A 25,097-nucleotide genomic window follows, 5' to 3' on the forward strand; every position below is an offset into this window, starting at 1 on the left:
CTCGTCGCACACGCCGCACTGGCCGACGACGCGCCGACTCCCCGCACCCTGGACCGCGTCAGCGTGGTGGCCGAGCGTGCCAGCACCGCGACCAAGACCGACACCGCCCTGACCCAGACGCCACAGGCGATCAGCGTGGTCACCCAGCAGCTGTTCACCGATCGCGGCGCGCACAACCTGCAGGAAGTGCTGCGCTACAGCGCCGGCGTCACCGCCGACGCGTGGGGCCTGGACACCCGCAACGATGCCACCTCGGTACGCGGGCTGGATCCGGTGCAGTACCAGGATGGCCTCCGCCGCAGCTACGGGTTCAGTCCGTTGGCGCGGCCGGAAATCTATGGCCTGGAGCGTGTGGAAGTGCTGCGCGGTCCTTCGTCGGTGCTGTACGGCGCAGGCGCCACCGGCGGCATCATCAATGCGATGAGCAAGCGCCCGACGTTCGGCAACGTGGCGGGCGAGGTAGGCGTGCAGCTTGGCAGCTTCGACCGCAGGCAGCTTCAGGGCGACATCGGCGGTGCGTTGAACGAGGCCGGCACGGTGGCCGGGCGCTTCGTCGGCCTGGTGCGTGAGTCGAACATGCAGACCGATACGCTCAAGGACGACCGTGTCTACCTTGCGCCTTCGATCAGCTGGCGCGGCGAACGCAGCACCTTCAGCCTGCTGGCCAGCTACCAGCACGACAGGACCGGCTCCAGCCAGCAGTTCCTGCCGCTGGCGGCGACGCTGCTGGCGCCCCCCGGGCGCCGCCTCGATCCCTCCACGTTCATCGGTGACCCTGACTTCGACCGCATCGACTCGCGTGTCTACAGCCTCACCGCGCTGTTCGACCACCGCTTCAACGACGTGCTCAGCCTGCGCTCGGCCATGCGCTACATCGATGGCAAAACGACGCTGCAGCAGATGTACGTGGACAGCTACAGCAACCCGGCCGATCCCTTCATTGATGCCGGACGTCGCGTGGTCAACCGCACCGCCTACGGCACCCGCCCCGACGTGCAGATCTTCAGTGCCGACAACGCCCTGCAGTTCGACTTCGCCACGGGTGCCTTCCAGCACCTGCTGCTGGCCGGCGTCGACTACAGCCAGTACCGGGAGCAGCTGCAGCGCCTGGATGCGACCGGCACGCCGATCGACATCTACGCCCTGGTATCGGTGGCACCGACAGTGCGTGGCTGGGAGCGCCAGCCAGACCAGACCTCCACCCAGCTCGGCCTCTACCTGCAGGATCAGATCCGCTGGGCCGACCGTGTTTCACTGGTGCTGGGCGCACGACGCGACCATGCACGCTCGAAGACCGACGGCCAGCCCAGCCAGACCGACAACGCCACCACCTATCGCGCCGGCCTGATCGGCGAACTGGGCGCCGGGGTATCGCCCTACCTGAGCTACAGCGAATCGTTCCTGCCGGTTGCCGGCCAGGACCTGTTCGGCCAGGCCTTCAAGCCGATGCGCGGCCGCCAGACCGAGGCCGGCATCAAGTGGCAACCCGCGCGCAACCTGCTGCTGACGATGGCCGCGTACCGCATCACCGAAACCAACCGGCAGACCAACGACCCGGACAACGTGCTGAACGTGGTGCAGACCGGGCAGATCCGCTCCAAGGGCGTCGAGCTGGAGGGCCAGTTCCAGTTCGCCAACGAGCTGACGATCACCGCCGCCGTTGCGCGCAACGAGGCCGAAGTCAGCCGCAGCAACTTCGCATTGGAAGTGGGCCAGCGCCTCAACGACACCCCGCAGGACCTGGCCTCGGCCTGGGTCTCGAAGGGATTCACGCTGGAGGACGGCGCACGCCTGCGCCTGGGCCTGGGCGTGCGCCATGTCGGCAATACCGTGTCGCTGGGCAATGGCGGGCGCATCATCACCCCCAGCTACACGCTGGCCGATGCCCTGGTGGAAGTGCAGGTGACCGACTGGACGATGGCGTTGAACATCACCAACCTCACCGACAAGCGCTACTACGCACCGTGCCGTACCTTCGGTGACTGCTTCGCCGGCTACCCGCGGGTGGTCACCGGCACCATCACCTATCGGTTCTGATCACGGCCAACGCTGGCCGCCGCAGCAGTACGTGCAGCAGCACGGCACAGGCGGCGGTCAGCAACGCCAGCACCCGCAGCAGTATCGCCAGCGCTTCGGCACTGGCCTGCTGCAGGTGTGCGCCGCGCATCGCCGGAAGCAGCGCCTGCGCCTGTGCATGCGCACCGGTGGCCAGATAGGCCCCGGCCCTGGCCAGCGACGCGGGCGACGCGCCCTGCAGCCGCTGGCCGATCAGCAGCGCAAGCAAGGCAGTCACTGCGGCCAACGCAATGCCTTCGCCGGCCACCCGCACCGTTCCGAAGATGCCGGCGGCCATGCCTGCACGCTGCACCGGCACCACGCTGACCGACAGCCCATCCATCAGGCCCCACGGCAAGGCCGTTCCGGCACCGATCAGCATCAGCAACGGCACCCACTGCGAGGGCGACGGGTGCGACGCGTGGCGCGACAGCAGGTACAGGCCGGTGGCACAGACCAGCAAGCCGAGCGTGCACAACCGCGCACTTCCGATGCGCTCGGCCCAGCGCGCGGCCAGCATCGGCAGTACCAGCATCGGTGCGGACAGGGCCAGCATCTGCAATCCGACCGCGGCCGCGCTTTGCCCATGCACGCCCAACAACTGCAGCGGCAGTACCACCAGCAGCACCACGTAGCCGAAGCAGGTGGCCACCGGCAGCAGCTGGACACCGAGGAACGCCGGCTGCGAGAACAGTGAGAGGTCCAGCAGCGGTGAGCGGTGCACCCGTTCGATGCAGACGAACACCCCGCCCAACAGCAGCGTCGCCAGCAGCGCCAGCTGCACGCGCAGGGCATGCAGCCCGAATTCGCCCAGCCACAGCAGGGCCAGGGTCAACGCTGCCAGCATCAGGCTGAAGCCGAGCATGCCGCCGAGGTCCAGGTGTCCGCGCTCGCCGTGACTTTCAGGCAACACGCGCGCGCCCAGCACGAAGGCCGCCAACGCCAGCACGCCACCCGCCGCGAACACGCTGCGCCACCCCAGTGCCTGCAGCAGAAGGCCGGCAAGCAGCGGCCCCAGTGCCAACCCTGCACCGAATGTCGTGCCCAGCAGGGCAAAGACGCGGGCGCGCGCCGGTCCCTGCCAGGCCTGCGCCAATGCGGCGGTGCCGGACGCCAGCGCTGCTGCAGCGGCAACGCCCTGCAGCCCGCGCGCCAGGTCCAGCCACAGCAGCGTGGGCGCAAGGCAGACGACGGCTGTAGCGGCGGTGAACCCGACCGTGCCCAGCAGGAACAGCCGGCGCCGGCCATAGCGGTCGGCCAGGCCGCCGGCAGCAAGCAAGAGGCTGCCGAAGGTGAGCATGAACGCATTGGTCACCCAGGCCAGCGCAGTGGGTGAGGCCGCCGCGGAACGGGCCAGCACCGGCACCGCGACCGCGCCGGCCGAGAAGGACAACGGCAACGCCAGCGCGGCCAGGCAGACGGCAAGCAGCGTCCAGCGCTGCTGCGCACGGACAGGCAAGGGGAGCATCGAAACCGGGGCCATGCGGGCCTCCATCCATCAGGGGCATCGATGATGGAGAGGCCGTTATTGATGAAAAACTGGCTCGATGGACGTTGATTGCGGCCTGATGTTCCGCAATCATGCCGGCATGGATTCCATCTCTGCCCTGCTCGCCTTCGTCCGCACTGCGGAGGCAGGCAGCATCGTCGGTGCCGCCCGCGTTCTCGGCCTGTCCGCGTCGGCGGTGGGCAAGCGCATCGCCCGCCTCGAGCAGGACCTGGGCACGCGCCTGTTCCATCGCACCACCCGCCGCGTACACCTCACCGATGAGGGCGATCTGCTCCTGCAACGCTGCCGGCGTGCCCTGGACGAGCTTTCCGAAGCACAGGCGGACCTGGCGCAGCGACAGCACGCGCCCAGTGGGCTGCTGCGCATCGGGCTGCCGACCATCGGCTATCGCTTCCTGCTGCCGGTGCTGCCCGGGTTCCAGCAGCGCTATCCGCAGGTGCAGCTGGAACTGGATTTCAATGACCGCATCGTCGATGTGGTCAGCGAAGGCCTCGACGCAGTGATACGCAGCGGTGCGCTGGCCGATTCCAGCCTGACCGCGCGGCGGCTGGGCGGGTTTCGTTTTATCCTCTGTGCGGCGCCGGGTTATCTGCAGGCGCACGGTACGCCCGGTGATGTGAGCGAGCTGCGCATGCATGCGGCGCTGCGCTTCCGTTACCCGACCACCGGAAAGCTGCATCCGTGGCAACTGCCGGGCGTCGAAGGCGATGCCGGAGCGGGCCTGCCGACGGCGATGACCTGCAACAACATGGAAGCCGTGCTGGCCGCTGCGATTGGTTGCATGGGCCTGGCCTGGATGCCTGACTTCCTTGCCGCTGACGCGCTGGACGATGGCCGCCTGCAACAGGTGCTGCCTGCGCTGCCCACGCACCAGGGGCAGTTCTCGCTGCTATGGCCGGGTGGACGCCACCCCAGCGCGCGCCTGCGGGTATTCATCGACTACGCCGTGGCGCATCTGTTCCAGGGCGAACACGCATAGGCGGCCGGAAGGATCAGCTCGCGTTCGCGGCGTCCAGGAAATTGCACAGCACCGGCGAAGGTTGCTCCGGGCGCACGCACAGCTGCAGGGCGAAGCGCGCTGCATCGCCGGCCACCGTCCGGTAGACGATCTCCTGCGGACGGAAACTGCTCATGCTGGCCGGTACGATTGCCACGCCGGCATCCACCGCCACCAGCGACAGCACTGCATGCATGCCCTGCGCCTCCTGCACCACGCGCGGAGTGAATCCTGCAGTGGTGCACAGGCCCAGCACCTGTGCGTGGAAACCGATGCCCTCACCCGCCGGCCACGACACGAAGGGTTCATCGGCCAGCATCGCCACGCTCACTTCGGGCAATGCGGCCAATGCATGCGCACGCGGCAGCGCAATCGCCAGATGGTCGTGGTCGAAGTCGTGCAACTGTAGTTCGGCGGCAGGAATCGGTGGAATCAACACCCCCACGTCGATGCGCTGCTCTCTCAACCACAGCTGCTGCTGGCGTGAGGTCGCCTCCTGCAGATGCAGCCGCACCTGTGGATACTGCTGGCGGAAACGGCGGATCAAACCAGGCAACCGACCGTACAACGCGCTGCCGACATAGCCCACCTGCAGGCTGCCGCTCTGCCCTGCGGCGGCTTCACGGGTGCGCTGCAGCGCCTGTTCGGCCTGCTGCAGCGTCGCGCGCGCTTCCACCAGCAAGGTGTGCCCGGCCACGGTCAGGCCCAGGGTACGGTTGCCACGCACGATCAGCTCACTGCCCAGTTCGTCTTCCAGTCGTCGTATTGCCGCCGTCAGCGGTGGTTGCGACATGTGCAGGCGGGCGGCCGCGCGGTGGAAGTGCAGTTCTTCGGCCACGGCCACGAACTGGCGAAGCAGGCGCAGGTCGATCATCTCGATGCAGGCGGTGGGAACCCGGCTAGGGTACGCCCTCAGCTGCGCACGTCCACACTGGCGCGGGCGATGGCCGGCCACTGCAGGGCCACCGACTCGATGCTGTCGGCGCTGACCGCGCGCAGATCGCGCGGATATGCAACGTGTTCCGCTTCCTGCAGGCGCAATGCATGGAACTGGCCATTGCTTGCACGCAGTACCCACCCGCCGTCCTGGCAGCGCGTCGATGCCAGAAAGGCCACGCCGTGCGCGACTGCCTCCGGATGCAGCTCGTCCGGCTCGCCGTCGATGCCCCACATCCGCGTCTTGGCCACCGGCGAAACCGCATTGACCACGATGCCGTGCCCGGCATCTTCCAGTGCCAGCACATTGACCAGGCCGAGCGCGGCCAGCTTGCCCATCGCATAGGCGGAAAGGCCGCGCTGTGCGTACTGCGGATACAGCGCGCGATCGGAGGTGGTGATGACGATGCGGCCACCACCCGCCGCGCGCATTGCCGGCCACATTGCCTGTGCCAACCACAGGGGCGTCTTCGCGGCCAGGCACAGCATCCGCTCCATCGCATCGTCTTCGATGGCTTCCAACGCCTGGTACTCCACCCAGCCAGCGTTGTGGATCAGGAAGTCGATGTGGCCATGCTGCTGCAGCAGATCCTGCACCAGCGCGTGGCAACCGGCACGATGATCGATGGGATCACTGACGGCCTGCACCGATAGCCCACGCGCCCGCAACGCGTCGGCACTGTGCTGGATGCGCAGCGGATCGGTGCCACGACCATTGGTGCCGGCACCGACGTCGTGCATCACCACGTGCGCACCACGCTCGGCCAGCAGGCGACTGTAGGCCAGGCCCAGTCCACCGGCGGCACCGGTCACCAGCCCCACTTGGCCTTCAAAGGAAATTCGCGAAACAGGTTGCATCCGCACAGCTTCAACCACGGGCGGGGGCACCGGCCAATACCGTTGACCACACGCCACGATATGCTCGCGCTATCACCAGAAAAGGGGACGGAGGGGATTAAGTCGCTTCCGGCACACAAGGGGCAATAGCGACTTAATCCCCTCCGTCCCCTTTTTCTAGCGGCTGAAGCGGCGCGCGCCGGCCACGCAGACCACCGCGCCCAGCGTTACCAGCACCATGCCGGCGCTGACCGATTCGTGCAGCAACAGCGCCGCCAACGCCAGGCCGAAGAATGGCTGCAGCAGCTGCAACTGGCCGACCGCGGCGATTCCACCCTGCGCCAGCCCGCGGTACCAGAACAGGAAGCCGACCAGCATGCTGAACACCGCCACGTAGCCCAGTGCCCACCACGCAGGCGCGCCCACCGCGGCGAACGAGGCCGGGCGCATCACCACGCTCAGTGGCAGCATCACCGGCAACGCCAGCAGCAGCGCCCAGCTGATCACCTGCCAGCCGCCGAGATGGCGGGCCAGCCGGCCGCCTTCGGCATAGCCGAGCCCGCAGGCAAGGATCGCGGCCAGCATCAGCAGGTCAGCCTGCAGCGAGGCCTCGATGCCATTGCGCATCGCGTAGCCGACCACGCAGGCGCTGCCCAGCAGCGAGAACAACCAGAAGGCGGGGCGCGGCCGCTCGCCGCCGCGCAGCACCCCGAACAGCGCGGTACTCAGTGGCAGCAGGCCGACGAACACGATGGTGTGCGCCGATGACGCATGGCGCAGCGCCAGCGCGGTCAGCAGCGGGAAGCCGACCACCACACCGAGGCTGACCACCACCAGCCCCGGCAGGTCACTGCGCCGCGGCCAGGGCTGGCGCAACAGCAGCAACAGGCCAAGGCCAAGCACTGCGGCGATGGTGGCGCGTGCGGCGGTGACGAACCCGGCGTCCAGTTCAAGCACCGCCAAGCGGGTGGCCGGCAACGAGCCGGCGAAGATCACCACACCGATGAAGCCATTGATCCAACCGCTCGCTGACCGTTCCACGCCTGTATTCCTGTCATGCCACGCATCGCCCGGCGGAACCTGCATGGGAACATCCATCGCCGGGTCACCCCAGCTACAATCCAGTACAGTCGCAAGTAACTGTACTGCCCACACTTCCACTACAGTCCCGCCATGTCGCGTCCGCTCACCCGCATCGAATCAGTCATCCAGACCGTCCGCACCCGCATCAGCGCGCGCGTGGATGGCCCCGGTTCCCGCCTGCCGTCGGTGCGGGCGCAGGCGGCAGCGATGGGCGTATCGGTCTCCACCGTGGTCGAGGCTTACGAGCGCCTGGCGGCCGAAGGCGTGATCAGCGCGCGCGCGGGCTCTGGCTTCTACGTCAGTGGCCCGGCCGCACCGCTGGCGCTGGCCGCGATGGAGCCGCGGCTGGATCGCGTGGTGGACCCGCTGTGGGTATCGAGGCAATCGCTGGAAACGCCCGCGGGCCACCTCAAGCCGGGCTGCGGCTGGATGCCCAGCGACTGGCTGTACCAGGACGGCATGCGTCGTGGCCTGCGCCGGCTGGCACGTGTCGATGCATCGCAGCTGGTCGACTACGCCGGCCCGCTCGGCCTGCCCGCATTGCGCCAGTTGCTGCAGCGGCGCGCTGCTGCACTGGGCATCGACGCGCCGATGGAACAGATCCTGCTGACCGAATCGGGCACGCACGCGGTCGACCTGATCTGCCGCTTCCTGCTCAAGCCCGGCGACTGCGTGCTGGTGGATGACCCCAGCTACTTCAACTACCACGCGCTGCTGAAGGCACACCAGGTGCAGGCCGTAGGCGTGCCGTACACCCACACCGGGCCGGACCTTGATGCGTTTGCGCAGGCGCTGCAGGCACATTCGCCGCGGCTGTACATCACCAATTCGGGCCTGCACAACCCGACCGGCGCCGTGCTTTCCGCCAGCACCGCTCACCGCCTGCTGGGCCTGGCCGAGCACAGCGAACTGGTCATCGTCGAGGACGACATCTTCGCCGACTTCGAGCTGCATCCCGCCCCCCGGCTTGCCGCGCTGGATGGTCTGTCGCGGGTGATCCACGTCGGCAGTTTTTCCAAGACGCTGTCGGCGGCCTCACGCTGCGGCTATATCGCGGCGCGCCACGACTGGATCGACGCGCTGACCGACCTGAAGCTGGCAACCAGCTTCGGCGGCGGCCATCTGGCGATGCAGCTGATGCACATCGCGCTGACCGACAGTGGTTATCGTCGCCACATGCAGTCAGTACGTTCGCGCCTGGCCGATGCACGCCGGCATGCGCTGCGGAAACTGCACGCGCTGGGTATCACCCCGTGGCTGCAGCCCGAAGCCGGCCTGTTCCTGTGGTGCCAGCTGCCCGACGGCCGCGACGCTGCGGCCCTGGCGCGGCACTGCCTGCGCCAGGGAATCGTGCTGGCACCGGGCAACGCCTTCAGCCAGTCGCAGCGTGCGGCCGACTACCTGCGCTTCAATGTCTCGCAATGCCAGGACCCGCGCATCTGGCAGGTGTTGGCGCAGGCCTTGCGCTGAGCGCGATGCCGGTGCCCTGCGGCCCCGGCACTTGCGTGCCACGGTACAGTGGTAGTTCCCCGTTGCAGGAATGCACGCATGTCGTCGTTCTCCGATCCGCAGGCCGTGGCCCGCTATGCCGAGGGCCCGTTGCGCCAGGTGCCGGGCTACCTCGCCCTGCAGCAGATGAGTCGCCTGCTGCTGGCCGAACGGGTCCCCGTGCAGGGGCGCGTGCTGGTGCTGGGCGCCGGTGGCGGCCTGGAGCTGAAAGCCTTTGCCGAGGCACAACCGGGCTGGCAGCTGCTGGGCGTGGACCCGGCCGCACCGATGCTGGCCCTGGCCGAGCAGACGCTGGGCCCGTTGAACGCACGCGTTGAGCTGCTGGAAGGCTACATTGACGATGCCCCGGACGTGCGCTTCGACGGCGCCAGCTGCCTGCTGACCCTGCACTTCCTCGACGCCACGCAACGCCTGCATACGCTGCGCGAACTGCACAAGCGACTGCGCACGGGTGCACCCCTGGTGGTCGCCCATCACAGCGTGCCGCAGGATCCGGCCGGCAAGCTGCTCTGGCTGCAGCGCTACGCGGCGTTTGCCGAAGCCTCTGGCGTTGCGCGCGTGGATGCACAGCGCGCGATCGAAGCCATTGCCGAGCGGCTGCCGCTGCTGCCGCCCGAACAGGAGGTCGCGCTGCTGCAGGAAGCCGGCTTCGACGACGTGGAGCTGTTCTATGCGGGCTTCAGCTTCAAGGGCTGGGTGGCGTACGCGACGTGATGCATCCGGACCGGATCACGGCACCACGGTGATGCCGATGCGCTGCATCAACAGCGCCACCTGCTGCACGTCCAATGTCGCGCCGCGCAGGTTGGTGCTGCGCACGTCAAGCTCACCCAACTCGGAATTGGTCAGGTCGCAATCGGTGAAATTGGCGCTGTTCCAGTCGATGCCCTCGAACTGGCCACCGGACAGGTCCGAGCCGGCGAAACTGGCGCCGCTCACATTGGCGCCGTCCCAGCGGTTCTCCCACAGTTCGCACTTCTCCAGCGTCACCCGCGAGAAGTTCGCGTAGCGCAGGTTCGACTTCTTGATGAAGCCGCTGCAGAACCCGCTGCGCGTGGTGATCTGGTTCATGAAGCTGGCATTGCTGAAATCCGCGCCCTGCGCGCGGCATTCGCTGATCTCCAGGCCCAGCGCCTTGATGAAGTTGAAGTGGCACATGCTGATGTCGCAGCCACGGAAGCTGGCTTCCTTCAGCGTGGCGCCGTTGAAGCGGCAACCGCTGCGGCTGTCGGCGTCGTAGAAACTACAGTTGATGAACTCGGTCGCGGTCAGGTCCGCGCCGGAAAAATCGCATTGCTGGAACTGCTGGTCGACCACTTTCTGGCCGGTGTACTGGTCGGCGCCGATGCGCAGCTTGTGGTGAATGGTGGGGGACATCAGGGATTCCATGCCAGGGAGCGCGGCCATGATGCCGGGCAAGCGCCGTATTCCCAACCCCGCCAGCGCCGCGGAACGCGGTGCCTGATGTTGCACGTTCATGCACAGTAATGCATGATTCCCGGCATGAGCTCCGATCCCAGCCCCCTTCCCGCCCAGCGCCCCCAGCAGATCCTTGAGGAACTGCGCCAGCAGGGCCGTGTGGTGGCCGCCGACCTGGCGCGCCGCTATGCCGTCTCTGAAGATTCGATCCGCCGCGACCTGCGCGAACTGGCCACCCAGGGCCTGTGCCAGCGTGTCTACGGGGGGGCGGTGCTGCCGCCGCCGAAGGAACGCCCGCTGCGTGAGCGATTGACCCATGACCGGGGCGACAAGGCCGAACTGGCCGCTCGCGTTTGCGCCCTGCTGCAACCGGGCCAAGTGATACTGCTTGATGCCGGGTCGACCAACCTGGCCATCGCCCAGCAGCTGCCCGCCGCGCTCGGGCTGACGGTGATCACCAATGCTCCGCAGATTGCTACGGCCGCCAGCTATCACGAAGGCATCGCCGTGCAGCTGATCGGCGGCCGCCTGGCCAGCGGTGGCGGCGCGGTCGGTGCCGAAGCGCTGGCCCAGGTGCAGCGCCTGCGGGCCGATGTGTACCTGCCGGGTCCGTGCGCTGTGGACGGCGACACCGGCGTGTGGGCGATGGATTCGGAAGAAGCCACGCTGAAGCGCGCAATGGTGGCGTGCAGCAGCCGCGTCATCGTCGCTGCCACCACTGAAAAGCTCGGCGCGCGCGGCAACTGGCAGATCGCCAGCCTCGACGAGATCGACGATCTGGTGCTGACCACGTCGGCGCCTCCCGCACTGGCCGCCCGCTTCCGTGCCGCCGGCATCACAGTGCATCCCACCCTGCCCTGACCGAACCACCCATGCCTATTGCCAACCGCGCGCGTGCCGAACAGCACGCGACCCGCGCTGCATTCTTCATTCCCGGCTTCGCCACCGCGTTGTGGGCCACGCTGGTGCCGTTCGCCAAGTCACGCACGGACATCAACGATGCCACGCTGGGCCTGGTGCTGCTCTGCCTGGGTGCCGGTTCGCTGCTGGCGATGCCGCTGTCCGGCGTGCTCGCCGCGCGCCTGGGCTGCCGTCGGGTGATGGTGGCCAGCACGTTGCTGATCTGCCTCAGCGTGCCAGGGCTGGTGTTGGCCGACACGGCCTGGCTGCTGGGACTGGTGTTGTTCGTGTTCGGTGCCGCGGTGGGGGCGATGGACTGCACGATGAACGTGCAGGCGGTGATCGTCGAGCGCGAAGCCCGGCGCGTGATGATGTCCGGCTTCCATGCCTTCTTCAGCATCGGCGGTTTCCTTGGTGCGGCCGCCATGACCGTACTGCTTTCGGCACGGCTGCCACCGTTGGCGTCGGTGCTGATCGGCGTAGGCGCCATGCTGCTGGTGATGCTGTTGTCGGCGTCGTACTGGCACCGCGAGCGCATGCCGCATGACACGCCGATGCTGGCGATGCCGCACGGCGTGGTGCTGTTCATCGGCGTTCTGGCGTTCATCGCCTTCCTTGGCGAAGGCGCGATGCTGGACTGGAGCGCGGTGTTCCTCAGCGACGTACGTCGTGTCGACGCCAGCCTTGCCGGCATCGGCTATGTGACCTTCACCCTGACCATGACCGTCGCGCGCCTGTTCGGCGATGCGCTGGTGGCACGCGTCGGTCGCCAGCGCGCGATCGTGTTCGGCGCCCTGCTCGCCGCCAGCGGCGTGCTGGTGCTGACCCTGGTCACGCCCTGGCAGGCATCCCTGCTCGGCTATGTGCTGGTGGGTCTGGGCTGCGCCAACATCGCACCGGCCCTGTTCTCGCTGGCCGGCCACCAGACCCGCATGCCGGGTGCACTGGCGATTACGGCGGTGTCCACGCTTGGCTTTGCCGGCATCCTCGCCGGCCCGGCGCTGATCGGCTTCGCCGCCAATCACTTCGGCCTGGTCGCCGCGTTCATCGGCGTGGCGACGGCCCTGTTGCTGGTGGCGATGTCCACCCGCTGGCTGCGGGTGTGACCCGACGCATCAGCGCCGCCGACGCCGCACCTTCATCCGCACGCGCCGATAGCCGATCACGGTAGCGGTCGCGCACAGCGCGGTGCCTGCCGTGCTCAGCAGCAGCAACACCCCCAGCCGGGTGACGTCCTGCCGCAGCATCGCCGGCAGGTCCCAGCTGTGCAGGAAGTAGAACAGCCAGCGCCCCACCCGCTCGCGGTGCCCCATCGTCAACAGCGGGTCACCGCTGCCCAGGTCGAGGTAGACACGCGTCGCCTCGGCATCATCGAAGTCGGCAACCGCCACCGGAAAGCGGCGCACGGCCGCACCGTTCATCGCCTCGGGTGCGCGCGGATAGAAGTAGGCATCAGGCGACTGCAGGACGCGGAAGGCCTGCAGCGGCGCATCCGACATCAGGCCTGCCTGCTGCTGCAGGCGCGCAGCAGGCAACTGGCGCGCGACCTGGAGTCGCCCGTCCACACTGGACACGATGCGGGTCTCGCCCTGCCCGTCCAGCAACAGCGCGAACAGCTCACCTCCGATTCGACGCCACTGGATTTCCACCGGCCGGAAACGCGCGTCGCCAGCCACCGCCAGCAACGCCGACGGTTCGGCCAGCGCCCCATCCACCGCCACCCTGTCTCCGCGGTAACGGTCGGCATTGATCGCATTGCGGGTGCCGCTGAACACGCCCAGCGGATTCATCGACATCAAGCCGCTGAAGATCCAGGTGAACACGAAGGCAGCAGCGACCAACCCGATCAGGTGGTGCCAGCGCATCCAGGGTTCGACATACGGCGTCTTCGCGCCGGAGCGGTAGTGCCCGCGGAAACGCCAGCGCCACAGGCCAACCACGTTGCCGCTGATCGCCGCCACGGTGCACAGCGCGGACAGCACGATCACCACCCACGTCCATACAGGATCCACCGATTGCATGCGCAGGAAATACAGCCAGTGCAGCCATGCGCCCACATAGTTCCAGCGCTGCTGCGCATGCGGTGCATCCAGCACCACCTCGCCCGTGTGCGAGGACACGTAGAGGTCCCCAGGTTGGGTACCGCCCACCTCCACCCGGTACAGCGGCCGATGCGCATCCAGCGCGCGCGAGTGCGTCCAGCGATCCTCATCCACACGCATTGCGCCGACGAACGCCTGCCCGCCGGCGAACTGCGCGGCCGACGCTTCAGCTTGCTGTGCCGACACTGGCAGCAGCGCCTGGCCTGTCCGCGCCGACCACGCGCCGACGTTGCTGCCGCTGCGCACCACATAGGTGGGTTCGCCACGCAGCGTGGTCAGCGCCACCGCTTCCGGCTCGGCCTGTACAGCGCCTGGCAGCGCCGACAGCCCTCGCCAATCGACGGCATCACCCAGTAGCGGCAGCGCCGCCAGGCGCTCACCGGGTGTCAGCTTTGGATAGCCGATGAACAGCATCACCATGCCGCTGACGAACCACAGCAACATCAACAGGCATCCTCCGATGCCCAGCCAGCGATGCACCAGGTAGGTCCAGCGCTTGGCGGTGGAACGCAGCGACATGGCCCTTGCCCTCAGAAGCGATGATCGACAGTGAATTCGACGCGCCGGTCCGCACCCAACAACCACTGTGTACTGGTGTAGTACGCGGTGGCGTAGTACGCCTTGTCGAACACATTGAACATGCGTGCAGTCAGCCGCGTCCGCGGCGCGGCCTGCCAGGTCAGTGCCAGGTCGGTGGTGCTGTAGCCCGGCAGTTCCAGCGTGTTGGCGTTGTCGGCGTAGCGCTTGCCGACGTAGCGCGCGCCACCGGCCAGGGTCCAGTCGGGCAGGAACTGCCAGCTCAACCACACATTGGCCAGGCGTTCGGCCACATTCGGCGGCACATTGCCGTCGCGAGAGACCAGCACCGGCGGCGTCCCCGCGGTTTCCAGGAAGTCCTCGAACTCGGCCTTCAGCACCGTCGCGTTGGCATCGAGCGACCACTGCGGCGCGAAGTTCCAGTTCAACGAAGCCTCGATGCCACGCGAAGTCTGCGCGCCGATCTGCACGCGGCGGTCAGGCTGCAGCGGGTCGCGGCTGAGCAGACCGGTCTTGCGGATGCGGTAGGCGGCCAGCGTCCACTCGCCACCGTCGAAGGCCTGCTTCATGCCCACCTCGAACTGCCGGCCCTTGGCCAGGTCGAACGCCCCGTTGGCCGGGCTGATCATCAGCAGGCCGCTGACCGGGTCCGCTGCCTGCGAATACTGCGCGTACAGGCTCAGCGTCGGGCGCAGCGCAAACACCGTGCCCGCGCGCCACCCGGTGCTGCTGTAGGTCTTCGAGAACGCACGCTGGCCGCTTATCAGATCGGTACGATCAATGTCGGCACGATCGTGGCGCAGCCCACCCAGCACCGACCAGCGCTCACCCAGTGCCAGCCGGTCTTCCACGAACAGCGCATACTGCTCGGCGCGGTTGCGGTAGCGCGGCAGGTTCGGCGCATCGCTGACGAACGTGCCGGGCACCGGATGGAACGGATCGACCGGACCCGAACTGCCGGCATAGGTGTTGTTGGTGTGCTTGAAGTGCGCACGGTTGGCATCCAGTCCCACCGCGAAACTGTTCGCCAGGCCGCCCACCTCACCCTGCACGCGCAGCGTCGAGGTCAACCCGGTCTGGTCCTGGTTGTGGGTGATCCGGGTGTTGCCGGACCGATCAACCAGGCCGGTGCGTGGGTTGTAGACATAGGCCTCGGCGTTGCGCCAGTCGCGCTGGCTGTCGATCTGGTAGACGCGGGTGCGCCACTCCACGTTCGCGGTGGGCGTCCACAGCGCGTCGAGCTGGGTCCAGCGGTCACGGAAGCGGATCTGGCTGTCTTCCACGTTGAAGTTGCGGTGGCGCAGCGCGTCCAGCTGGCGACCGTCGATCAACGGCGTGCCGAAGTAGCGCATCGGCCTCTGCTGGCCCTGCGCATGGGTGAGGGTCAGCTGCAGGTCATTGCGCGGCTGCCACAGCAGCGCACCGGAGAAGGTGGCGTCGCTGTTGCGCCCGCGGTCGACCCACCCCGCGCTGTAATTGCCACTCATGTCCAGCCGGTACGCCAGCGCCGGAGTCAGCGCGCCGCCGCTGCCGAATCCAAGGCGTGCGGTGTCCTCGCTGCCGACGGTCACGCTGACTTCGTTCTCGATGGCGCCGCGCGAGGGCTTCTTCGGCACGATGTTGATGACCCCGCCGATCGCGCCGTCGCCATGGATCACCGAGGCCGGCCCACGCAGCACTTCGATGCGCTCGATCGACCAGGTATCGAACGGGAAGGTGATGCCCACGCCCCCGTACTGGCGCAGCCCGTCATACAACCGCATCACCGACGCCCCATCGGTGAAACCACGGCTGGACAGCGCACTCAGCCCGTTGCCGGGATGCGGCATGGCGCTGATCGCACCTGCGCGGCTGATCGCATCATTGAGGTTGGTATCGCCGCGCTGCTCCAGCTGGTCGCGGCTGATGACGGTGAGCGCGGCCGGCGTCTGCAGCACGCTCAGGCCCAGCGCGGAACCGGCGCTGGCGGAGGAGGACAGCTCGCCGCTGCGGGCATCCACCACGCGCACGGTATCCAGCGTGGTGGGAGGCGCCGTATCGGCGGCAAGGGCAGGCGCCGCCTGCAGAAGCCAGGCACACAGCGCAGGCAGCAGCGCCCGGCGCAGGCACGCGGAGTTGGGGTTGGTTTTCATTGGGTCACGGCATGCAAGGCCACCCCGCATTGCAGGGCAGCAATCAGAAAGGGATAGGCACGCGCGTGCGGGCACCGGCCGTGGCCGACAGCCTCATGGCAGGAAGATCACTGCAGCGCGCGTGCGGCTCAGGCGGCCCTGAGGACCGGTGGCCCACGCGCTCCCAGGGTGCCGCTGATCCGTTGCGGCAGGGCCTGCACCGCCCCGCGCAACGCACGGCAGACCGGCGTCATCGGTGCCAGCAGCAGCAACGCTGCCACCAGCAGGGTGATCATCCGTGCGGCGATCAGGCAGTAATCGCAGTCCACGCCCATCTCATGATCGGCATGGGGGTCGGCAGCAGGCTTCGGTGCCGCTTCGCCGTGCGGCATCGCCATCGCATGATGGTCGTGGTGGCCGTCCATCGCATGCTGTGCGTGCAGGCTGTGGTCCATCGCCAACACCGTTGCGCTGGCCGCAACGTGGCCATGCGCCAGCCAGCGGCTCACCAGCGGGGCGAGCAGCACCAGCAGCATGGCAAGCCATGCCAGGGCCAGGAACCGGCGGTGGAGAACAGAACGGCGCACGCGGCCATTCTACGGGGCCCCGCCCAACCTTGGACCAAGTTCAGGGTTGCTGCACAGGCGGTGCGACGTTATGACGCAGCCCCCGCTGTGCAGCGCGCCGAGTACTCCGGTGGGGACGGAAGGCGACCACACCGGCCCCTTCCGCCCCCACGCGGCAACGCTAGAACCGGGCGGGCTGCCGCACCGCGCGTTCCAGGAACATCACGCCCGCCTGCAGGCTGTTGCGGGCGTTCTCCAACCAGCGCTCCGGATCGGCGACCGCGAATCGCTCCTGCGCATCCACGTCACCCGAATCGGCCAGATCGGCCAACTGCAGATGGACGTGGTTCTCCACCAGGCTCACCAGCACGGCGAGCTCGGCCGACACTGCGGCGATGCGTTCGGTGAAGCCAGCGTCGTTGCTGTTCAGAGACATGTCCCCTGTTCCTATGCGTTGCGGTGTTGATGGATGGCTTCGTAGCGCTCGGCACAGGCAGGCCCACAGAACAGCCTGGCCGGATCGTTGTCGAAGTCTTCGCTGCAGTCCGGGTTGTGGCATTCCCCAATGGGCGTGAGAGGGGCAACAGTGCGGGCCCGCGTTGCGTGCTGGGCCAATGCGTGTTGCAGATGGCGCGCTTCCAGTTCCTGCGCTTCGTCGATGGTGTCCGTCATGCAGGCTGTATTTTATCGGGGGGTAGTCGCACCGATTGAGAACGCATCAACGGCGTTGGATGAGTCGCTCCCGGCATTGGTTCGGCGTTTGTGGTTGCAGTGGATTTCAGGCATGCAGGCTCCTTGTGCATGGGCGCCCGGAAGGGCGGAAGGCGAGTCGGAAGGCCGTATCTGACGGCAACGGCATCATCGGAAAAACGGTTCTCGCCAACTGCGACACGCCGCCGCAGAAGCGACAATCTGCGAAAGTCATCGCAGATCCTCATGACACCCGGCCGCACTGTCGGGATCAGGGATGCAAGGTGTCGTAAGGTGTTGCAAAAGAGAGGTCATTCCGACACCATGGCCGCATCACCGCCTCCCCTCTGCGGCTGACCCTGCCGCGTCGGCCGGTCGCCACGTGCACTGCGCCCGGCATGAATCACGCTGCGCATCGACAGGCTGCGGTGAACCGGACCACGCTTCAAGGGGCTTCGCCGAATGCACACATCGCACCCAGCGCAGGACGTCGTTCCTGCGTTCCTGCAGGTCATGCACGCACACGGCATCGTGCCGGACGCACGCGGCCGCGAGGCACTCAATGCCGACGGCACACTGGTGCGCTTCCATGTGCAGGGTGATCGCCCCGGCACACGCAATGGGTGGGCCGTATTGTTCGGCGACCAGGTGCCGGCAGGCGAGTTCGGCAGCTGGCGCACCGGCACCCGTCATGCCTGGTGCGCGAAGTCACCCGGCACGCTCAGCGCCGCCGAACAGCGCGCCATCCGCCACCGCCAGGAGGCGGCCCGTGCCGAACGCGAGCAGCAGCAGCGCGAGCGCGAGGAGGCCGCCGCCAAGGCCGCCAACGTCCTGTGGAACCGCGCCGTACCGGCGGACGGCAGCCATCCCTATCTGGTGCGCAAGGGCATCCCTGCGCATGGCCTGCGCGTGGCGCCGTGGCCGGTACGCAACAGCGACGGCCTGGTCTTCCGCCACATCGACAACACGCTGCTGGTGCCGGTGATGAACGCTGCCGGTCGGATCGTTTCGCTGCAGGCGATCTTTCCGCGCATGGAACCCGCACTGGGACGCGACAAGGACTTCCTGTCCGGTGGCCGCAAACAGGGGTGTTTCCATGTCATCGGCAAACCGCTCGCTGCACAGCCGATCGCCATCGCCGAGGGCTATGCCACCGCCGCCTCCATCCATCAGGCCACCGGTTGGTGCGTGGTGGTCGCCTGGGATGCCGGCAACCTCGCCGCAGTCGCCCGTGCCTGGCGCGGCGCCGTGCCCGATGGTGTGTTCGTGCTCTGCGCGGACAACGATCAATGGACCCGGCAACCCGTGGACAATCCCGGCGTCACCCAGGCAACGCGCGCCGCTGCGGAGATCGATGCACGCGTGGCATGGCCCGAGTTCTCCGCGGTGCACGGTGACAGTGACCGCCCCACCGACTTCAACGACCTGCATCTGCGCGAAGGGCTGGAGACGGTCCGCGCCCAGCTCCTGCCACCGCCAGCCGCCGTGGTGGAAGATGACACGGCCGGCGACGTCGCACCTTCGGCAGCCAGCGCGAGCTATCAGGTGCCTGGCAACCTGTCCGCATTCGATGCCTTCACGCCCTTTCCCGATACCAGCACGCGCGGCCGCCCATTGCCCACAGCGCGCAATCTGGCCGAACTGTGCCGGCGCACCGGCGTGACCGTGCGCTACAACGTCATCCGCAAGGACCTGGAGATCCTGGTGCCGGGCCTGCAGAGCACGGTGGACAATGCCAAGGAAGTGGCTGCCGGTGAAGTGATGGACTGCATGCACCGCGCTGGCATGACCACCGCCAGCTTCGAAACCAACCTGTGCCAGGTGGCCGAAGCCAACCCCTACAATCCGGTCGCCAGCTGGATCACCTCACGCCCGTGGGATGGCCAGTCCCGCCTGCAGGCCTTCTTCGATACGGTGCAGGAAGCGCAGCCCACCCGCATGGCCGACGGGCGCATCCTGAAGGAAGTACTGATGCGACGCTGGCTGGTCTCCGGCGTGGCGGCGGCCTTTGAACCGGATGGCGTGGTGGCGCGGGGTGTGCTGACGTTCGTCTCGAAGCAGAATCTGGGCAAGACACGCTGGGCCCGGCAGCTGGCACCGCCGGAACTGCAGCTGATCGCCGACGGCGTGGTGCTCGATCCGGCCAACAAGGACAGCGTCAAGCAGGTCATCTCCAAGTGGATCGTCGAACTGGGTGAAGTGGATGCCACCTTCCGCCGCACCGATATCGCCGCGCTGAAATCGTTCATCTCGCGCAGCCATGATGAGATCCGCCGTCCATACGCGCGCAACGAGTCGCGCTACGCGCGCCGGACCATCCTGTTTGCCAGTGTCAATGACGAGCGCTTCCTGCGCGACGCGACCGGCAACACGCGCTGGTGGACCGTGCATGCCGTGGCACTGGGCGAACCGGCGCGCATCGACATGCAGCAGGTGTGGTCCGAGGCCCATGCGCTGTACCGCAACGGCGAGACCTGGCACCTGTCCGGTGAGGAGCTGGATGCGCTGAATGCCACCAACAGCGAGCACGAACCGATCTCGCCGATTGCCGAACTGATCGACCGCCGCTTCGATTGGTCGCTGCCGACCGAGCACTGGAACGCACACTACCGCGCCACCGAGATCGTCATTGCCGCAGGCATCGACAAGCCGAACCGCCGCGATGTCAACGAGGCGGCCGCCTATGTGGTCAAGCGCCATGGCGTACGCACCCGCGTGGTCGGCAAGGAGCGGGCCAAGGTCTGGCTGATGCCGCCGCGCAGGCTCAACCTCGGCGAGCAGGCGGCAGGCCCGTTCTAGAGCCACGTTCCCCCCGGGTGCACGAGAAGGGCATTGGCGGGGACCACCACCGGCGGCACGATCCGAGATACAAGTAGATGCAAGGTGTTGACTAAGGCGGCCCGTGAAGGCAAGATGCCTATCTCGGCCACGCCACCTTCCAGGAGCGCTTCCGTCATGCCTCGTCCCCAACTGCATGCCTTCGAAGGCGAACAGCTGACCGTGCGGCAGATCCACCAGCGGGTACCGGTGCTGTCCGAACGGACCATCCGCGACCACCTTGCCGCTGGCCGTCGTACCCGCACCGCCATGCTCTGCTTTGACCCTGTCGCGGCCGCCGCCCGCGGGGGACGCATCACCCAACGCCTGCTGCGCGCGCGCGGTGCTGGCGGTCGCGATTCCTGACCCATCGCCGGCTGCCACCTTCTTCCAGGAGTAGATTCCGCATGATTCCCGCCTCCCTCGACAGTGGCCATCGCATGATCGCCGACACCCTGGCCGCATTCCGTGCCGGCCCCGCCCTGGGCCGCACGCCGCTGCGGCCTGCCCCGCAGGCGGTGGGCCCGCTCTACATCGGCATCGCCGGCGCCAAGCATGCGGGCAAGGACGCCCTGGCCAATGGACTGGCCTCTGCACTGGCGCTGCCCTGCGACAGCTTTGCGGCACCGCTGTGGGCGCTGGCTGAGCTCATCCCTCAGCAGTTGATGCAGAGCGCCGGCACCGGATCGGGGTGTGATTGCAACCTCCCCGAGCTGCGGGTGCGCTCGTTGTTCGCACGCCTGCCTGCAGGCGGACTGGTGCCGGATGTGCGCTTGGCCGATGAAGCCCGCGCGATCCGCCGCCGTGGCGGTGTCGTGATCCGCGTCAGCCGTCCGGGCCATGCCAGCGAACAGGCCTTGCCGGACCACCTGGTCGACATCGAAGTAAACAATGACGGCACCCCGGCCGATCTGGTGCGCAGGACGCTGGACCAGCTGCTGTCGCGCGGCGTGATCTGAACGCGGCACGGGGCCGTGTGATCTCTCTTCCCACTCATCCGAGCGCAGGTCGTGGCCCATCATCGGCGAGAATGATGTAAGGTCGCCTCATCACCGACGACACCTGTCGTCACCCTGCATCCCCCAATCATTTTCGCAGAGAGGAAACCCCATGGAGGTCGAACAGTTCGCGTCGACGCGCCTCAAGGCCATCGAATTGTTCAAGTCCCAGCCCAAGGGTGGCAAGGACATCGTGAGCCTGGATGCGATCTTCATCTCGCTGTGCTCGCAGGCCTGCACCCAGGCGGGCGATGGCAGCACGACGCAGGCCCGTACCGTGGCCCGCCCCGGCAGGCAGCAGCCGCCCGCACCGTGGTTCACCGAAACCCTGGCCGCCCTGAAGGGCAAGGGTGAATCGATCACGGTGGCGCGCTTCCTGATGTTCGCCAACCGCTTTCCGGTCAAGCGCATGGACCAGGTCAACGCGGCGCGCTGGTTGCGCGACGCCGGCTACATCCCACGCAAGACCGGCGGCAACCTGGTGTTCGACCTTTGACCCAGCCCCACCTGCAGTCCTGAAGCCCCGGCATCGTCCGGGGCTTTTTCGTTTCCGGGCCTGCGCCCATGCATGAGGACGAGCCGCGGGGGGCCATCCTCACCCCATCCCCACCGCGTTCCCTTGACCTGCCTCTGTTTCCCCGGGGTGAGGACAGCGAGTACAGGATTACGGAAAACAACCGCAGCAATGGCCGCCCGGCAGCAACCGTTGCAGGCATCCGCAGCGTACTCCTCACCTGTGCTCAGGCTCATTGAATGCCTTCAGCACATCGCATCGAAAGTAGATGAAAGGTGTTGACCGAGGGGACGGGATGGCAACAGTGGAGATCAATGCCACTGACGACACCCCTCATGAACGCCCTGCCCGACAGCATCCAGACCCTCGCCGAGGTCATCGGCGAATCCGCGGCCCTCACGCTGGTGCGTGCGTGGCCGCCGACCACCTCCAGCACCACCGGCCGCCACCGCGTCATCGTCTACGTTCCGTCCACCCTGCCCGACCAGCATCGCCTGATCGACATCCTCGGCCGCGACGTCGCCCAGCGGCTGGTCGCGCACTTCGGTGGCGAGCTGCTGTTCCTGGCGTCCTGCTTCGCCGCCGGGGCGCATCAGCGCCGCGAACAGATCGCACATGCCGTTGCCAGCGGCATGCCACGCGACCACGTCGCGCGGGAATTCGGCGTCTCGCAGACCACCATCAAGCGCGCCCTGCGTGGCGCCCGCTCCACGCCACCGCCGGCGGTGCACCCGGCCCTGCTGAAGGGATACGCACGCGCATGAACGAGAGCGATCTGCTGGCCGGCCTGCCGGACTGGGCCAAGTACCTGGGGGGTACCTCCGGCGTACTCATCGCGGTGTCGCTGTGGCTGCGCCAATGGCTGTCGTCGGCCAAGGTCGACCGCACCGCCGATGAAGCCACCAGCAACACCCTGCGCACCCTGCAGGAGCAACTTGCCGCCGAGCGCACCCGTGCCGATGGCCTGATGCACGAACGCGAGGCGATGGCGCAGGAGATCGGGCAACTGCGTGGCGAGGTCAACGCCCTGCGTGCACAGATCGCCCAGCAGAGCGTGCAGATAGACGCGCTGCTGGCACTGGTGCGCAAGCAGCCGGAGGCGGCCGCATGACCGCCGCCGCAGCCAGCGCCCTCGGCGGTGCCAACGTGGCCGCGTTCCTCGACATGCTGGCGGTGTCCGAGGGTACCGACATTCCCGGCCAGCGCTCACGTGACCGCGGCTACGACGTGATCGTCGGCGGCCAGCTGTTCGAAACCTACCGCGACCATCCCCGCGTCCTGGTGTCACTGCCACGCTACGGCATCAAATCCAGCGCTGCCGGCCGCTACCAGTTCCTGCGCAGTACCTGGGACGACCTGCGCGCACGCCTGGGCCTGCCCGACTTCGGCCCGGTCTCGCAGGATCGCGCCGCGGTCGCCCTGCTCAAGCAATGCGGTGCCTACGAGCTGGTCCGGCTGGGACGTTTCGACGCCGCCGTCGGCGCGGCACGGCGCATCTGGGCATCGCTGCCCGGCGCAGGTTACGGGCAGAAGGAACACGCGCTGGAGACGCTGCGTGCGGCTTATCGCGCCGCAGGAGGAGCCCTGGGATGACCCCGCTCGCGCTGAGGCTGCGCGTCGGCCTGCTGCTGCTCGTCGGCAGTCATGCGGGTTTCGCCTGGCTGGGGTGGACCCTGCGGGACCGCAGCGCGGACCTGGCCGTTGCGAGCGCCCAGGCCGCGCAGCAGGCATCCCGCGCTGATACGGCGCTGGCCGCACATCAGCAGGAACTCGCCAATGCCCGGGCCGGCGCCCGGGCCGAATCACAGCGCCTGGCCACACAGGCCGAGCGCACCCAGCAGTTCAACGCCCTGCAACGGGACATCGACACCCATGCCAAGACTCCTGGCCGCGATCGCGGCGACGCTGATGCTGAGTTCGTGCGCATCTGGCGCGAAGCCAACGCCGGCCATGCCCTGCCACGTTGACCTCAGCATCGCACCGGCACAGTTGCAGACACCCCCTGAGCTGCCGGACCTGCAGGGCGCCGACGACGATGCGCTGCTGCGCAACCACGTCGCCGTCGCGCGCCGATACCACGAACTCGCCGACCAGCTGCGGGCGCTGTTGTGCAGCCTTGGCAACCAGCGCGGTTTCACCATCAACGGTGCGTTGCCGGTCGCGCCTGCCAGCTGCGGCACTGCAGCCGGCGCCAGCAGGACCCTGCCCTGACCCCGCCGCTCGCGGTCACGCCTGCAGTGCCGCCCACCTCCGGTGATGGCAACACTGGCTGCAGACCGCATGGGCCGCACCGGCCCTGCCCTCCTTCCATTCACTGCATGAGCTGACATGGCGACCGATTCCCCACCTCCGACGCTCGACGCGCTGCACAGCGCCATCGAAACCGCGATACGCGCGCACTTCCCGGGCCTTGCCACCGTTGCGTTCTATCGGGAATCCAGCACGGACAACATGCCCATGCCGGCCTGCCTGCTGGCCATGACCCGTTGTGATCGCAACAAGGAAAACAGCGACGGCAGCGGCCTGCTGCACGCCCTGCTGCGCTTCGAGGCACGCATTGTCGTAGCGGCCAATGCCGATGCAGCGCTGCAGGTACGCAATGCCGCCGTCGCCCTGGCAACCTGGCTGCACCAGCTCGGCCGCTTCCCCGGGGCCGCCAGCGGCGCCATCGATGTGATCGCCGCGTTGCCCGAAGACGTTGCGACGGCACAGCCTGGTCTCCGCAGCTGGGTGGTCGAGTGGTCGCTGCCGATCGCCCTGGGCAGCAACGCGTGGGAGGACACCGGCGGCGTGGTGCCGCAGGCCTTCTACAGCTTCGCGCCCGAGATCGGCCGCGCCCATGAGCCACGCTACCAGCCACTGCCGGAGCACGCGCCATGAGCGCCGAGCACGCACGGCTGATCGGCAACCTGTTGATGATCGGCGTCGTGCGCGAGCTCGACGAAGGCGCAGCGCGCGTACGCGTCGATGCCGACGGCATGCTCACCGACTGGATTCCCTGGCTGGAACGACGGGCCGGGCCGGGCGCGCGCAGCTGGTGTGCTCCCGAACCGGGCGAGCAGGTGGTGCTGGCCTGTCCCTATGGCGACCCGGGCCAGGCGCTGGTGCTGGGCAGCCTGTACCAGGACCGCTTTGCCGCACCAGCCGACTCGCGCTTGCGGCAGCGTACCCAGTACGCCGACGGCAGCATCGTCGAGTACGACCAGGAAACCACCACGCTCAGCGTCAACGTCGGCAGCGGCAAGGTCATCGTGACCTGTGCAAGCGCGCAGGTGATCGCCAGTGAATCGGTGCTGCTCGATACACCGTCGATCAAGGCCACCGGCGACCTGGACGTGACAGGTGCGATCACCGCCGGCAAGGACATCAGCACCCCGGCGGAGATCAAGGCCGGCGCCATCGGCCTGAAGGCACACAAGCACACCGCGCAGGGCCCCACCGCCCCGACCACGCCGGCCCAGGCCTGACCGGCCACGCCTGCAATGCCCTCAAAACCTGCACTCCACGACGATAGAG

At 67.7% G+C, this 25,097-nt stretch carries 27 protein-coding genes; 17 read left to right on the top strand and 10 right to left on the bottom strand.

Translation table 11 applies throughout. The features are described 5' to 3' along the window. Positions 1–2,037, top strand: a 2,037-nt coding sequence (locus QRO93_RS02725; RefSeq protein ID WP_285303939.1) for a TonB-dependent siderophore receptor, incomplete at its 5' end; no start/stop codon positions are given. On the opposite strand, the gene QRO93_RS02730 is transcribed toward QRO93_RS02725, so the two are convergent. Further along, complete coding sequence (locus QRO93_RS02730; protein WP_180879656.1) at positions 2,021–3,538, bottom strand: MFS transporter; 1,518 nt, start codon at positions 3,536–3,538, stop codon at positions 2,021–2,023. The genes QRO93_RS02725 and QRO93_RS02730 overlap by 17 nt on opposite strands. A gap of 106 nt (positions 3,539–3,644) precedes the next feature. On the opposite strand from QRO93_RS02730, the gene QRO93_RS02735 reads away from it, so the two are divergent. Then, on the top strand, positions 3,645–4,544 hold the full coding sequence (locus QRO93_RS02735; RefSeq protein ID WP_053508672.1) for a LysR substrate-binding domain-containing protein: 900 nt from the start codon (positions 3,645–3,647) through the stop codon (positions 4,542–4,544). Positions 4,545–4,557: 13 nt separating this feature from the next. Here QRO93_RS02735 and QRO93_RS02740 read toward each other — a convergent pair whose 3' ends face one another. The 3 genes from QRO93_RS02740 to QRO93_RS02750 all read right to left on the bottom strand — a co-directional run bounded on the left by QRO93_RS02740 (position 4,558) and on the right by QRO93_RS02750 (position 7,376). After that, complete coding sequence (locus tag QRO93_RS02740; protein WP_180879658.1) at positions 4,558–5,436, bottom strand: LysR family transcriptional regulator; 879 nt, start codon at positions 5,434–5,436, stop codon at positions 4,558–4,560. A gap of 38 nt (positions 5,437–5,474) precedes the next feature. After that, entirely contained in the window at positions 5,475–6,311 is an 837-nt protein-coding gene (locus QRO93_RS02745; protein ID WP_285303940.1) for an SDR family oxidoreductase, read from the bottom strand. A gap of 201 nt (positions 6,312–6,512) precedes the next feature. Then, on the bottom strand, positions 6,513–7,376 hold the full coding sequence (locus tag QRO93_RS02750; protein WP_053451252.1) for a DMT family transporter: 864 nt from the start codon (positions 7,374–7,376) through the stop codon (positions 6,513–6,515). Between the two features lie 132 nt (positions 7,377–7,508). Between QRO93_RS02750 and QRO93_RS02755 the strand changes: the two genes are divergently transcribed. Next, complete coding sequence (locus tag QRO93_RS02755) at positions 7,509–8,888, top strand: PLP-dependent aminotransferase family protein (RefSeq protein WP_180879662.1); 1,380 nt, start codon at positions 7,509–7,511, stop codon at positions 8,886–8,888. Between the two features lie 78 nt (positions 8,889–8,966). Then, positions 8,967–9,641: a class I SAM-dependent methyltransferase gene (locus QRO93_RS02760; protein ID WP_180879664.1), complete on the top strand. Its 675-nt coding sequence runs from the start codon at positions 8,967–8,969 to the stop codon at positions 9,639–9,641. Positions 9,642–9,656: 15 nt separating this feature from the next. Here QRO93_RS02760 and smqnr read toward each other — a convergent pair whose 3' ends face one another. After that, positions 9,657–10,304 carry a SmQnr family pentapeptide repeat protein gene (gene smqnr, locus QRO93_RS02765; protein ID WP_053448982.1) on the bottom strand — a complete coding sequence of 216 codons (648 nt, stop codon included), beginning with the start codon at positions 10,302–10,304 and terminating at the stop codon, positions 9,657–9,659. 126 nt (positions 10,305–10,430) lie between these two features. Between smqnr and QRO93_RS02770 the strand changes: the two genes are divergently transcribed. Beyond that, a complete protein-coding gene (locus tag QRO93_RS02770) occupies positions 10,431–11,207 on the top strand; it encodes a DeoR/GlpR family DNA-binding transcription regulator (protein ID WP_180879665.1) in 777 nt (258 codons plus the stop codon). Between the two features lie 11 nt (positions 11,208–11,218). Next, positions 11,219–12,352, top strand: coding sequence for an MFS transporter (locus QRO93_RS02775; RefSeq protein ID WP_180879667.1), 1,134 nt, complete (start codon positions 11,219–11,221; stop codon positions 12,350–12,352). A 9-nt stretch (positions 12,353–12,361) separates the two neighbouring features. Here QRO93_RS02775 and QRO93_RS02780 read toward each other — a convergent pair whose 3' ends face one another. The 5 genes from QRO93_RS02780 to QRO93_RS02800 form a co-directional block, all read right to left on the bottom strand. After that, positions 12,362–13,867: a PepSY domain-containing protein gene (locus QRO93_RS02780; protein WP_180879669.1), complete on the bottom strand. Its 1,506-nt coding sequence runs from the start codon at positions 13,865–13,867 to the stop codon at positions 12,362–12,364. Between the two features lie 11 nt (positions 13,868–13,878). After that, positions 13,879–16,017 (bottom strand): TonB-dependent siderophore receptor, encoded by a 2,139-nt coding sequence (locus QRO93_RS02785; RefSeq protein WP_180879670.1) that lies wholly within the window; start codon positions 16,015–16,017, stop codon positions 13,879–13,881. Positions 16,018–16,145: 128 nt separating this feature from the next. Continuing rightward, positions 16,146–16,532: a DUF2946 family protein gene (locus QRO93_RS02790; protein ID WP_053448977.1), complete on the bottom strand. Its 387-nt coding sequence runs from the start codon at positions 16,530–16,532 to the stop codon at positions 16,146–16,148. 211 nt (positions 16,533–16,743) lie between these two features. Continuing rightward, positions 16,744–16,998, bottom strand: a complete 255-nt coding sequence (locus tag QRO93_RS02795; RefSeq protein ID WP_180879672.1) for a hypothetical protein — start codon at positions 16,996–16,998, stop codon at positions 16,744–16,746. 11 nt (positions 16,999–17,009) lie between these two features. Then, positions 17,010–17,234 (bottom strand): hypothetical protein, encoded by a 225-nt coding sequence (locus tag QRO93_RS02800; protein WP_080374871.1) that lies wholly within the window; start codon positions 17,232–17,234, stop codon positions 17,010–17,012. 480 nt (positions 17,235–17,714) lie between these two features. Here QRO93_RS02800 and QRO93_RS02805 point away from each other — a divergent pair, with 480 nt between their 5' ends. The 11 genes from QRO93_RS02805 to QRO93_RS02855 all read left to right on the top strand — a co-directional run bounded on the left by QRO93_RS02805 (position 17,715) and on the right by QRO93_RS02855 (position 25,048). After that, on the top strand, positions 17,715–20,051 hold the full coding sequence (locus QRO93_RS02805) for a VapE domain-containing protein (protein WP_180879674.1): 2,337 nt from the start codon (positions 17,715–17,717) through the stop codon (positions 20,049–20,051). 156 nt (positions 20,052–20,207) lie between these two features. Then, complete coding sequence (locus tag QRO93_RS02810; protein WP_053448974.1) at positions 20,208–20,435, top strand: hypothetical protein; 228 nt, start codon at positions 20,208–20,210, stop codon at positions 20,433–20,435. A 41-nt stretch (positions 20,436–20,476) separates the two neighbouring features. Continuing rightward, a complete protein-coding gene (locus QRO93_RS02815; RefSeq protein WP_180879676.1) occupies positions 20,477–21,028 on the top strand; it encodes a hypothetical protein in 552 nt (183 codons plus the stop codon). A 151-nt stretch (positions 21,029–21,179) separates the two neighbouring features. After that, a complete protein-coding gene (locus QRO93_RS02820; protein WP_053508617.1) occupies positions 21,180–21,563 on the top strand; it encodes a hypothetical protein in 384 nt (127 codons plus the stop codon). A gap of 353 nt (positions 21,564–21,916) precedes the next feature. Next, positions 21,917–22,345, top strand: a complete 429-nt coding sequence (locus QRO93_RS02825) for a Mor transcription activator family protein (protein ID WP_238581855.1) — start codon at positions 21,917–21,919, stop codon at positions 22,343–22,345. Next, positions 22,342–22,692, top strand: a complete 351-nt coding sequence (locus QRO93_RS02830) for a hypothetical protein (protein ID WP_053448970.1) — start codon at positions 22,342–22,344, stop codon at positions 22,690–22,692. Before QRO93_RS02825 ends, QRO93_RS02830 begins: the two co-directional genes overlap by 4 nt. Continuing rightward, the gene (locus QRO93_RS02835; RefSeq protein WP_180879678.1) at positions 22,689–23,174 is read left to right on the top strand and encodes a glycoside hydrolase family 104 protein; all 486 of its coding nucleotides are present in this window, start codon (positions 22,689–22,691) and stop codon (positions 23,172–23,174) included. Before QRO93_RS02830 ends, QRO93_RS02835 begins: the two co-directional genes overlap by 4 nt. After that, on the top strand, positions 23,171–23,548 hold the full coding sequence (locus QRO93_RS02840; RefSeq protein ID WP_180879680.1) for a hypothetical protein: 378 nt from the start codon (positions 23,171–23,173) through the stop codon (positions 23,546–23,548). Before QRO93_RS02835 ends, QRO93_RS02840 begins: the two co-directional genes overlap by 4 nt. Further along, on the top strand, positions 23,532–23,792 hold the full coding sequence (locus tag QRO93_RS02845; protein WP_053448967.1) for a hypothetical protein: 261 nt from the start codon (positions 23,532–23,534) through the stop codon (positions 23,790–23,792). The genes QRO93_RS02840 and QRO93_RS02845 overlap by 17 nt, the downstream gene beginning before the upstream one ends. A gap of 117 nt (positions 23,793–23,909) precedes the next feature. Further along, positions 23,910–24,461 (top strand): hypothetical protein, encoded by a 552-nt coding sequence (locus QRO93_RS02850; RefSeq protein ID WP_053448966.1) that lies wholly within the window; start codon positions 23,910–23,912, stop codon positions 24,459–24,461. Beyond that, positions 24,458–25,048: a phage baseplate assembly protein V gene (locus QRO93_RS02855; RefSeq protein ID WP_164086083.1), complete on the top strand. Its 591-nt coding sequence runs from the start codon at positions 24,458–24,460 to the stop codon at positions 25,046–25,048. Before QRO93_RS02850 ends, QRO93_RS02855 begins: the two co-directional genes overlap by 4 nt. The last annotated feature ends 49 nt before the right edge of the window (positions 25,049–25,097 follow it).

The organism is Stenotrophomonas maltophilia group sp. Smal17, from assembly GCF_030237045.1.
Taxonomy (GTDB): domain Bacteria; phylum Pseudomonadota; class Gammaproteobacteria; order Xanthomonadales; family Xanthomonadaceae; genus Stenotrophomonas; species Stenotrophomonas forensis.